Source organism: Nonomuraea sp. NPDC050783 (assembly GCF_040802095.1).
Taxonomy (GTDB): Bacteria; Actinomycetota; Actinomycetes; order Streptosporangiales; family Streptosporangiaceae; genus Nonomuraea.
Map to the genome: position 1 here is coordinate 379486 of NZ_JBFAHK010000008.1, position 11117 is coordinate 390602.

Sequence of the window (11117 nt, forward strand, 5' to 3'; positions counted from 1 at the left end):
GTGGCGACGGGTCAGCCCGTGTGGCTGACCTCGGGCTCGTAGCCGTACTCGGTGGCGGCCGGGGCCCCGGCGTGCTCGCGCAGCCAGGCCGTGACCTCCGCGGGCGGCATCGGCTCGCCGAACAGCCACCCCTGCCCCACGTCGCAGCCCATCTCGGCCAGCCGCATGGCGACGTCGTCGGACTCCACGCCCTCGGCCACCGAGCGCAGCCCCAGCGAGCGCACCAGGTCCACGATCGAGCGCACGATCCGGTCGTCGTCCGCGGAGTCGGCGATCCGGCGCACGAACGAGGCGTCGATCTTCACCTCGGACACCGCCAGCCGCTGCAACCTGATGAGCGAGGAGTAGCCGGTGCCGAAGTCGTCCAGCGACAGGGGGACGCCCAGCGTGGCCAGCGCCTTGATGGTCTCCGTGTAAGCCTGGTCGCCGGTCAGGATGCGCTCGGTCACCTCCAGCTGGATGGCCGCGGGCGGCAGGCCGTAGCGGGCCAGGCCCACCTCCAGCTGCTCGGGCAGCGCCGGGTCGAGCAGGTCGCGGGCGGAGATGTTGACCGAGACCTGCACCCGCAGCCCGCCGTGCCACCAGCGGGCGGCCTGCGCCAGCGCCTCGTCGATCACGTACGCCGTGAGCTGCCGCATCAGGTAGGACTGCTCCGCCAGCGGCACGAACTCCGACGGCGGGATCGTCCCGTGCACCGGGTGCCGCCAGCGCAGCAGCGCCTCCACCCCCTGCACCGCGCCGCTGCCCAGCCCGACCTTGGGCTGGTAGTGCAGCCGCAGCTCGCCGCCGCCGGCGGCGCGGTCGTCGATGGCGCGGCGCAGGTCGCCGAGTAACGTCAGCCGCTCGGGCGAGTTCCGGTCCTTGTCCGGCTGGTACAGCTCGACGCCGGTGCGCCCCTCCTTGGCCAGGTACATCGCCACGTCCGCGCGTTGCAGCAGCAGCTCGAAGTCGGGGGCGTGGTCGGGGTAGAGCGCGATGCCGACCGAGGCGTCCACGTCGAACGTCATGCCCTCCAGCCGCACCGGCTCGGTCAGCGCCGCGCGCAGCCGGGCCGCGACCTCCCGGGCCGCGTGGGTGTCGCGGATCGAGGGCAGCAGCACGGCGAACTCGTCGCCGCCGAGCCGGGCCACCACGTCGCCGGGACGCACCGAGTGGGTCAGGCGGTGGGCCACCATCTGCAACAACCGGTCGCCCACCGGGTGGCCCATCGTGTCGTTGACCTCCTTGAACCGGTCGAGGTCGAGCAGGAACAGGCCGACCCGCTCGTCCTGGCGGGCCTCGGCCAGCGCCTCCTCGGTGCTCACGATGAGCAGCTTGCGGTTGGGCAGGCCGGTCAGCTCGTCGTGCAGCGCCTGGTGGTCGCGGCGCATGGACAGCGTGGCGGTGAAGTAGACGGCCGCGAGGGGCGCGACGAACAGCGGCACCAGGCCGGGCGAGTGGTCCATCACCACGACGACCAGCGGCGCCATGCCCAGCAGCGCGGCGTAGACGAGGCTCTGCGGCCCGGCGGTGGCCTTCAGCACGCGGACGATCGAGCGCCGCTCGTGCAGCGCGACCGCCCCGCAGACGAGGGTGGCGCGGGTGACGAAGTAGGCGATGCCGGCCAGCGCGATCGGCACCAGGTCGGGGACACCGGGCTCCCAGGGCGCGGCCGGGCTCGGCACGATGCCGAAGGCCCCCAGCACCACGGCCGCGGCGGTGAGCGCGAGGGTGGACTGCGCGATGTTGAACATGACCCGGTGCCAGGCCTTGCGCGTGAGCACCCCGTTCAGGGCGACCGCGACGGCCTGCAGGAGCACCGCGACCGGCAGTCCGAAGTGCAGCAGCACGGCGAAGGTGAACATGGTGGACGGGTACGTCCCGCCCACGGAGGCGGCGGAGGACACCATCACGGGACGCAGCTCGCCCAGGATCGTCAGGACCGCCAGCACCCAGAACAGCGCGGTGCCGGCCAGCTCGACGAGCCCGGTGGCGTCGAGCCGGAGCATGGAGACGAGCAGGGCGGTGAAGCCGATCACGGTGATGCCGGCCAGGAAGGCCCACAGCGGCGTGCCGACACGTGGCCCGGTGTCGCGGGTGTCGGTTGGGTCAGTCATCGATAACAGAACCCCCATTAGGTCACTATGGGAGGGTACGACCTTCAGCCCACTTCGCGAAACCAAGCGCGTACGGTCCGTAATTCTCCTTTCCGACATATACCCAAAAACCACCCTGCGTAGCAAACCCTGCCCGATCCGTGCCCGCACCGGAGAAGCGCCGCGGGCGCCACCGCCACGGCGCCGCGCCCGCCACCGTCACGCCTCCGGCTTTGCCGCCGCCGTCACGCCTCCGGCTTGACCGCCGCCTCGGCCGCCGCCTCCGGCCCGTCCGCCAGGAGCACCGCGAACCCGGTGCCGTCCAGGATCGGCACCCCCAGGCTCACCGCCTTGTCGTACTTCGACCCCGCGTTCTCCCCCGCGACCAGGAACGAGGTCTTCTTCGACACCGACGAGGCCACCTTCCCGCCCCGGGCGGCGATCGCGTCGGAGGCCGAGTCGCGGGTGTAGCCCTCCAGCGTGCCCGTCACCACGAACGTCAGCCCGTCGAGCGTCTGCGGCCCCTTCTCCGGCGCGGGATCGTCCTCCATGCGCACCCCGGCGGCCCGCCACCGCTCGACGATCTCCCGGTGCCAGTCGACCTCGAACCACTCCTTGATCGTCGCCGCCACCCGCGGCCCGATCCCCGGGACGGCGGCCAGCTCCTCCTCCGTCGCGTTCATGATCGCGTCGATCGAGCGCATGGCGTTGGCCAGATCGCGGGCGGTGGGCGGACCCACGTGCCGGATCGACAGCGCGACCAGCACCTGCGCGAGCGAGGCCTGCTTGGCCCGCTCCAGCTCCTCAAGGAGCAGCCGCGCGTTGGCGCTGGGCTCGCCGTTCTGGTTGGAGAAGAGCGTGACGACCTTCTGCTCGCCGGTCTTGGGATCGGTCTTGGGCAGCCCGGAGTCGGGGTCGCGGACCACCGACCTGATCGGCAGGAGCTGCTCCAGCGTCAGGTCGAACAGGTCGGCCTCGGTGCGCAACACCGGCTCCTGCGGCGGCAGCGGCTGGCTGAGCGCGGTGGCCGCGACGTAGCCGAGCCCGTTGATGTCGAGCGCCCTGCGCCCGGCCGCGAAGAAGACGCGCTCGCGGATCTGCGCCGGGCAGCTTCGGGCGTTGGGGCAGCGCAGGTCGGCGTCGCCCTCGCGCTCGTAGGCCAGCTCGGTGCCGCACTCGGGGCAGTGCGTCGGCATGACGAACTCCCGCTCGGACCCGTCGCGCAGCGCCGCCACCGGCCCCCTGACCTCGGGGATGACGTCGCCCGCCTTGCGCAGCACCACGGTGTCGCCGATGAGCACGCCCTTCTTCTGCACGATCGCGGCGTTGTGCAGCGTGGCCCGCTCGACGGTGGACCCGGACACCACCACCGGCTCCATCACCGCGAACGGCGTCACCCGCCCGGTGCGCCCCACCCCCACCTGGATGTCGAGCAACTTGGTGTTGACCTCCTCCGGCGGGTACTTGAAGGCGATCGCCCACCGCGGCGCCCGCGAGGTGGAGCCCAGCTCGCGCTGCGTGCGGAAGTCGTCGATCTTGACCACGACCCCGTCGATCTCGTACGCCGGGTCGTGCCGGTGCTCGCGGTAGTGCTCGATGAACTCGTTGACCTCGGCGAGCGTCGGCACCACCTTGTAGAGGTCGCTGACCGGCAGCCCGAACGCGCGCAGCCGGTCGTAGACCTCCGACTGCGCGCGCGGCTCGCTCGCCCCCTCCCAGACCCCGACGCCGTGCACCAGCATCCGCAGCGGCCGCTGCGCGGTGACGCGCGGGTCCTTCTGCCGCAGGCTGCCGGCCGCGGAGTTGCGCGGGTTGGCGAACGGCGGCTTGCCCTGCTCGACGAGCTGCTCGTTAAGGCGGTTGAAGCCCTCGACCGGCATGTAGATCTCGCCGCGCACCTCCAGCAGGCTCGGCACGTCGTCGCCGGCGAGCCGGTGCGGGATGCCGGTGATCGTGCGCACGTTGGCCGTCACGTCGTCGCCGACGCGCCCGTCACCGCGGACGGCGCCGCGCTCCAGCCTGCCGTCGCGGTAGACCAGGGCGATGGCCAGGCCGTCGATCTTCAGCTCGCACAGGTAGGGCCCGGGGTCGCCCTCGGCCAGCCGCTCGGCCCGCGCCTGCCAGGCCGCCATGTCGTCGGCGCTGAAGGCGTTGTCGAGGCTCTCCATCCTGGCCAGGTGCGCGACCTTCGCGAAGTCGCTGGAGGCCGGCGACGCCCCCACCTTCTGCGTCGGCGAGTCGGGCGTCTGCAACGACGGGTGGGCCTCCTCCAGGGCCAGCAGCTCCCTGAACCACTCGTCGAACTGCGCGTCGCTGACCGTCGGCTGGTCGAGCACGTAGTAGCGCCAGCGGGCCTCCTCGACCAGATCGCTCAGCTCTGCGTGCCGCTTGAGCGCGGCCACGGGCACGCCCCCGACCTCGGTGCTTGACTCGCTCACGCGGGCTCTCCTTCCGTACGACAACCTGAGCAAACGCTACAGCCGGGCACCGACATCCGGCCCTCGCCGGCCCTCCGCGAGCGGCGCGAGCCGCGCCACCTCTGAGCGGCGCGAACCGCCCGCCCGCTCAGCCCGCCGTCCCGCTCGCCGGGTCGTCCTTGAGCACCTGGGCGGCCTTGCGGCAGGCGGCCAGCGCGGCCCGCGCGTACGCAGGCGAGGCCCCGGCCAGCCCGCACGCGGGGGTGAGCACGACCTGCCCGGCCAGCCGGTCCGGCGCGAAGCCGAGCCGCCGCCACAGCTCCACCGCAGGCTTGGCGATCACCCCGACGTCCGGCAGCCGGGTGTCGGTGCCCGGCACGACCCCCAGGAACAGCGGGATCCCGGCCTCGGCCAGCTCGCCCAGCTCGTCCTCGTCGCGCCGGCGCAGCAGCGAGGCGTCCACGGAGACCCCGCGCACCCCGGCCCGCCGCAGCAGCCCGAACGGCACCCCGGGCGCGCAGCAGTGCACCACCGGCTCGCCGAACAGCGGCAGCGACTCCTGCACCCGCCACTCCTCCACGGCGGGCAGCCGCCCGAACCCGGAGGCCGTCGGCACCGTGCCCGTGAGCACCCCGGGCAGGCCGGGCTCGTCGAGCTGCAGCACGATCTCCGTCACGCCCGGCAGCCGCCGCCGCACCTCGGCGCAGTGGTCGGCGACGCCCTGCGCCAGCGAGGCCGTCAGGTCGCGCACCGCGCCCGCGTCGGCGAGCATCTTGTCGCCGTGCTTGAGCTCGATCGCCCCGGCGAGCGTCCACGGCCCGCACACCTGCAGCTTGAGCGGCCCCGCGTAGTCGTGCCCGATCTCCTCCAGCCCGTCGAGGTCGCGCCGCAGGTGATCGACGGCCCGCTGGTGGTCGCGCCCCGGCCGGTCGGTCAGCCGCCACCCCGACGGCTGCACCTCGACGGGCAGCTCGACCAGCAGCGAGGCCGTCCGGCCGACGAGGTCGGCGCCGACTCCCCTGGCGGGCAGCTCGGGCAGGTAGGGCAACCCGGGCACCTCCCCGAACACGACCCTGATGGCCTCAAGATGATCATCACCCGGATGTGACCCGACCCCGGTGGCTTCCCACGTTGACATGGCACAAGCGTAGGCTCTGGCGTATGGAGCTCACGAAATACGGCCACGCGTGCGTACGCCTGGAGAAGGACGGCAAGGTCCTCGTCATCGACCCCGGCTCCTTCACCAAGGACCCGGTGCTCGACGGCGCGGACGCCGTCCTCATCACGCACGAGCACATGGACCACGTGGACGTCGGCAAGCTGAAGGCCGCCTCGCCCGACCTGGAGATCTGGACGTGCGAGGGCGTCGCGGCGGGGTTGTCCGAGGTGCCGGCCAAGATCCAGGTGGTCCGGCACGGCGACGCGTTCGAGACCGCCGGGTTCCGGGTGCGGGCGTTCGGCGAGTGGCACGCCGCCAACCACCCCGACATGCCGATCGTCCAGAACGTCGGCTTCCTCGTGGACGACGAGGTCTTCTACCCCGGCGACGCCCTGACCGTGCCGGAGGCCGAGGTGCCCACGCTGCTGGTCCCGACGGGCGCGCCCTGGCTGAGGCTGCCGGACGTGGTGCACTACCTGCGCACGGTGCGTCCGGCGCGGGCCTACTCGACGCACGACGCGCTCTACGGCGACATCGGCCTGGCCCTGGTGGACAACTGGCTGAAGATGGAGTCCGACAAGCAGGGCGCCGACATGCGCCGTCTGGCGATCGGCGAGTCGGTCGGCCTGGGCTAGCTAGCCGGCGGCCCGCGCCACCCGGCCCCCGCCCGCCGACGCCGATGCCGAGACGATCGTCGCCGAGCCGATGACCGTGTCGCCGGAGTAGAGCACGGCCGCCTGGCCCGCCGCCACTCCCGTGGCCGGCCGGTCGAGGGCGATGCGCAGGCCGCCGGCGACCTCCTCGAAGCGGCAGCCGTAGACCTCGCCGTGGGCGCGCAGCTGCACCGTGAGGTCGTCGCGCAGGTCGGGGCCGTTCCACACGGGGGCGCCGCAGGTGATCGTGGTGACCTCCAGCGCCGAGCGCGGGCCGACCGTGACGGTGTTGCTCACCGGCTCGATCGACAGCACGTAGCGGGGCCGGCCGTCGGGCGCGGGACGGTCGATGCGCAGGCCCTTGCGCTGCCCGACGGTGAACCCGTGGGCGCCCTGGTGGCTGCCGACCACCGTGCCGTCCTGGTCGACGATCGGGCCCTCGGCCGCGCCGAGCCGGTCGGCGAGGAAGCCGCGCGTGTCGCCGTCGGCGATGAAGCAGATGTCGTGGCTGTCGGGCTTGTCGGCGACCGTCAGCCCGCGCCGCGCCGCCTCGGCGCGCACCTCGGCCTTGGTGGAGTCGCCGAGCGGGAAGATCGCGTGCGCGAGCTGCTCGCGGGTGAGCACGCCCAGCACGTACGACTGGTCCTTGCCCTGGTCGGGGCTGCGCGACAGCACGCCGTCGACCAGCCGGGCGTGGTGACCGGTGGCCACGGCGTCGAAGCCGAGCGCCAGCGCCCGGTCGAGCACCGCCGCGAACTTGATCTTCTCGTTGCACCGCAGGCAGGGGTTGGGCGTGCGGCCGGCGGCGTACTCGGCCACGAAGTCCTCGATCACGTCACGCTGGAAGCGCTCGGCCATGTCCCAGATGTAGAAGGGGATGCCGATGACGTCGGCCGCCCGGCGCGCGTCGCGGGAGTCCTCGATCGTGCAGCAGCCGCGGGCCCCCGTGCGATGCGACTGGGGGTTGGCCGACAACGCGAGGTGGACACCAGTGACCTCGTGACCGGCCTCGGCGATGCGCGCGGCGGCCACGGCTGAGTCGACGCCGCCCGACATGGCGGCAAGCACACGCAGTCCCATGACCGTTCCAGCGTACTGTCCGGCGGGGAGTGCGCGGGCGCGCCCCCGGTCTGCGAGGATTCAGCGCATGCGACTGTTCGGGCGCAAGGACGCCGAGGACCACGGCGGCGAGTCCCGCGAGGACGCGATCGCCGCATTCTGGACGTGGTGGCAGGAGACCAGGCCGGCCGTCGACTCGCTGGTCGCCGCGGGCGACACCGGCGGGCTGGAGGAGCTGCTGGCGCCGGCGGTGGCCGCCGTGCATCCCGAGCTGGTGTGGGAGGTGGCGCCCGCGCGCAACGCCATGCACGCCCTCGTGGTGACCTCGGCGGGCGACGCCGAGCTGCGCCCGCTGGCGCACCGCTGGGCCAAGGCCGCGCCACCCGCCGACCTGCTGTGGGAGTTCCACCCGTCGCGGCAGGCCAACCCGCAGGCGGCCGAGCTCACGCTCGACGTGGGCGGCCACGAGTTCGCGCTCGACAAGCTCGTGCTGGGCCTGCGGGTGCCGCGCGACCAGCCGCGCGTGGACGTGGCGGCCTACCATCCGGTCTTCGCCGAGCTGGACGCGGACGCCCGCCTGGACGCCGCGCTGCTCGCCCTCGACTGGCTGCTGGGCGAGGACGACGTGGCCCGCTGGGTGGGCGAGATCACCGCGGTGACGGGCGAGCCCATCGACGCCGTGGCCGCCGCGCACCTGCCGGCCGTGGTCGCCGACCTCGCCTCGGGCTACGACGAGGAGGAGTGGGTGCTCCTGGAGGGGCAGACCGCCGGCGGGGCGCCGCTGGTGGCCACCGCCCGCCACCCGCTGCGGCCGGTCGACCACCCGCTCTTCGACCAGCACATCGCGATCACGCTGCCGTACGCGCACCGCGACGAGTCGGGGCTGCCCATCGGCGAGTCGCTGACCGCGCTGCGCGACTTCGAGGAGCGCCTGGCCGCCCGCCTGCTCAAGCTGCGCGACGACGCGATCCTGGCCGCCCACCTCAGCACCGAGGGGCAGCGGCTCATCCACATCTACGCCGACCCGACCGGCGACGCCGCGATCCACGCCAAGGAGCTGATCGTGAGCTGGGAGGAGGGCGAGCCCCGGGTGGACATCTCCACCGACCCCGCCTGGACCGCCGTCTCCCCGTTCCTGACCTGACACCCGGCCGGCCTCAGCCGGCGAGCGGGATCACCCGGGCGGCCGTCCCGGGCCGGGGAGCCAGTCGCGGGACGGGTCGTACTCCAGCCAGCGGTTGCGCTCGGCCCGGGCCGTGAAGGCGGCGATCAGGGTGTCCAGCGGCGGGTGGCCGTCGCCGCGCCAGATCAGCGACCAGGCGTACAGAGGGGTCGGCTCCACCAGCGGCACCGGGCGGACGGCCGGGCGGGGCGGGAGCGGCACGTCGGCCGGGAGCAGGCAGAAGCGGCGCGGGTCGGCGTCCAGGCCGGTCAGGAAGTGCTCCAGCCCGAGGTTGGGGCCCTCGGCGTGCTCGCGGACGGCGAAGTGCTCGGCGAAGCGGTGCAGGAAGTCGAGCCGGTGCAGCGGCCCCGGCGTCCAGAGCACGCCGTCGCGGAGCTGGGCGGGCCGGATCGCCGGGGCGTCCGCCAGCGGGTGGCGCGCGGGCAGGAGCACGTCGACCGGTTCGAGGCGTACCAGGCGGTGGGTCAGCCCCGCGGGCAGCGGCGGGTGGACGCGGCCGAAGGCGGCGTCGATGTCGCCGTGCAGCAGCGCGGCGGCCACCGACGACAGGTCGCGGCCGTGGCCGAGCTCCAGGCGCGGCACCTCGCCCGCCACCTGGGCCAGGGTGCGCATGGGCGCGTACAGGTGGCCCCAGACGTCCACGCGCAGCGGCCGGTGCGCCTTCAGCGCCGCCTCGACCGCCAGGTCGGCGGCGGCCAGCGCCTGCCTGGCCGGTTGCAGGAAGCGCTGCCCGGTCTCGGTGAGCCGCACTCCCTGGGCACCGCGTTCGAACAGCCGCCTGCCGAGCGTGGACTCCAGCCGGGCGATCCGCTTGGACAGCGCCTGCTGCGAGATCGACAGCGCCTCGGCGGCGTGCCGGAAGTGCAGCTCCTCGGCGGCCAGCACGAACGCCCGCACCTGCGCCAGGTCGAGATCCACGCCTGTCACTGTAGGCGACAACCATCGGTTGTCGGCCTGTCGCGGACGTTGTTGGAACTCCGGCGGGCGCCGCCGGTTTCATGGCCACATGCGAAGATTGATCCCTACGGGAGATCCGGCCCGCCCGGTGGAGTTCGCGCAGAGCCCGCAGCCCTCCCCGGCCCCGGACGAAGCACTCGTGCGCGTCGCGGCGTTCTCCCCCAACCGCGGCGAGACGTTCCTGCTGGAGAGGCCGCGGCCCGGCCTGCTGCCCGGCAAGGACGTCGCCGGCCTGGTCGTGCAGGCCGCCGCCGACGGCTCGGGCCCCGCCGCGGGCACCCGCGTGGCCGGTCACCCGCCGATGGGCGGCTGGGCCGAGTACGTCGCCGTGCCCACCCACTCCCTGGCGGCCCTGCCCGGCGACGTCACCGACGTCCAGGCGGCCGCCCTGCCGCTGGCCGGGATCACCGCGCTCCGGCTGCTGCGCGCCGCCGGACCGTTGATCGGCCGGCGCGTGCTGCTGACCGGGGCCTCGGGCGGGGTGGGCCACTACGTGACCGAGCTCGCCGCGGCGGCGGGCGCCGAGGTGACGGCGGTCACCGCCACCGCCGAGCGCGGCGCGCGGCTGCGCGAGCTGGGCGCGGCGGCGATCACGCACGACGTGGCGGCGGCGCCGGGCCCGTACGACGTGGTGCTGGAGTCCACCGGCGGCCCCGCGCTCGCGGCGGCGCTGGAGCGGCTGGTGCCGGGCGGCACGCTGATCTGGTTCGGCCAGGCCAGCCGCACGCCCGCGACGCTGAGCTTCTTCGACCTGTTCGCCGGTGCGGAGAACGGCGTGATCAGGCACTTCCACTACGCCGGCGCTCCGTACGGCGCCGACCTGGCCACCCTGGTACGCCTGGTGTCCGCCGGCCGGCTGCATCCGGAGACCGGCCGCGTCGCCGACTGGAGCAGCACCGCCGAGGTCCTGGTGGACCTGCGGGAGCGCCGCGTCCGCGGCAAGGCCGTCCTGACCGTCGGAGGGCCCCGGTGAACGTCGCGGACTTCGCCGCCGCCAACCTGAGCCGCGCCACCGGAGCCGGGCTGGACCCGCACGAGTACCTGCGCGTCACCGGCGAGCTGACCGGCCTGGACCGGGGGTGCGAGGCCCTGACGCGGGCCGCCCGCGGCCACCTGGACCGCGCCGGGCGGGCGGCCACCGCCGTCTCCGCGGCCGAGCACTACCAGGTCGCGGCGCGCTGGTTCCACGTCGCCACCCTGGGCCCCGGCTCCGGCCCCGGGCGGGCGCGCGCCGCCGCCGAGGCCGACGCGGCGATGGGCCGCGCGCTCGAACTGCTGGAGCCGGACGCGCGCCGCGTCGAGGGGCCGGGCTTCACCGGCCGGCTGCGCGGCCCGGCCGGCGCGCCCACGGCCGTGGTCGTGCCGGGGCTGGACTCCGGCAAGGAGGAGTTCCACGACCTGGCCGCCGCCCTGCTGCGCCGGGGGCTGGCGGTGCTCGCCGTCGACGGCCCCGGCCAGGGCGTGCTCGCGGCCACCTCCACGGTGCGGGCCGACTACCACCGGGTGGTCGGCCGGGTCGTGGACGGCGCCGACTACGAGGCGCAGATCGAGGAGCACCGCAGCGGGCTCATCGAGGGCATCATCCAGGAGAGCGAGGACGAGTCGCTCATGGAG

At 74.2% G+C, this 11117-nt stretch carries 8 protein-coding genes and 1 pseudogene; 4 read left to right on the forward strand and 5 right to left on the reverse strand.

Translation table 11 applies throughout. From position 1 onward, the window contains the following. Window positions 1-11: 11 nt before the first annotated feature. The 3 genes from AB0H75_RS24410 to AB0H75_RS24420 form a co-directional block, all read right to left on the reverse strand. The gene (locus AB0H75_RS24410; protein ID WP_367799707.1) at window positions 12-2096 is read right to left on the reverse strand and encodes a putative bifunctional diguanylate cyclase/phosphodiesterase; all 2085 of its coding nucleotides are present in this window, start codon (window positions 2094-2096) and stop codon (window positions 12-14) included. Window positions 2097-2320: 224 nt separating this feature from the next. After that, window positions 2321-4513 (reverse strand): NAD-dependent DNA ligase LigA, encoded by a 2193-nt coding sequence (gene ligA / locus AB0H75_RS24415; RefSeq protein WP_367799709.1) that lies wholly within the window; start codon window positions 4511-4513, stop codon window positions 2321-2323. A 127-nt stretch (window positions 4514-4640) separates the two neighbouring features. Beyond that, a complete protein-coding gene (locus AB0H75_RS24420) occupies window positions 4641-5630 on the reverse strand; it encodes a methionine synthase (RefSeq protein ID WP_367799711.1) in 990 nt (329 codons plus the stop codon). Window positions 5631-5653: 23 nt separating this feature from the next. On the opposite strand from AB0H75_RS24420, the gene AB0H75_RS24425 reads away from it, so the two are divergent. Beyond that, window positions 5654-6286 (forward strand): MBL fold metallo-hydrolase, encoded by a 633-nt coding sequence (locus AB0H75_RS24425; protein WP_367799713.1) that lies wholly within the window; start codon window positions 5654-5656, stop codon window positions 6284-6286. Here the strand turns inward: AB0H75_RS24425 and mnmA are convergent, their stop codons facing one another. Beyond that, entirely contained in the window at window positions 6287-7384 is a 1098-nt protein-coding gene (mnmA, locus tag AB0H75_RS24430; protein WP_367799715.1) for a tRNA 2-thiouridine(34) synthase MnmA, read from the reverse strand. A 67-nt stretch (window positions 7385-7451) separates the two neighbouring features. On the opposite strand from mnmA, the gene AB0H75_RS24435 reads away from it, so the two are divergent. Beyond that, window positions 7452-8507 carry a DUF695 domain-containing protein gene (locus tag AB0H75_RS24435; protein ID WP_367799717.1) on the forward strand — a complete coding sequence of 352 codons (1056 nt, stop codon included), beginning with the start codon at window positions 7452-7454 and terminating at the stop codon, window positions 8505-8507. Between the two features lie 30 nt (window positions 8508-8537). Here the strand turns inward: AB0H75_RS24435 and AB0H75_RS24440 are convergent, their stop codons facing one another. Next, window positions 8538-9464, reverse strand: a complete 927-nt coding sequence (locus AB0H75_RS24440) for a LysR family transcriptional regulator (protein ID WP_367799719.1) — start codon at window positions 9462-9464, stop codon at window positions 8538-8540. A gap of 88 nt (window positions 9465-9552) precedes the next feature. On the opposite strand from AB0H75_RS24440, the gene AB0H75_RS24445 reads away from it, so the two are divergent. Beyond that, on the forward strand, window positions 9553-10476 hold the full coding sequence (locus AB0H75_RS24445) for a zinc-binding dehydrogenase (RefSeq protein ID WP_367799721.1): 924 nt from the start codon (window positions 9553-9555) through the stop codon (window positions 10474-10476). Beyond that, a pseudogene (locus AB0H75_RS24450) lies at window positions 10473-11117 on the forward strand (hypothetical protein); the annotation flags it as partial. The gene AB0H75_RS24445 and the pseudogene AB0H75_RS24450, both read left to right, overlap by 4 nt.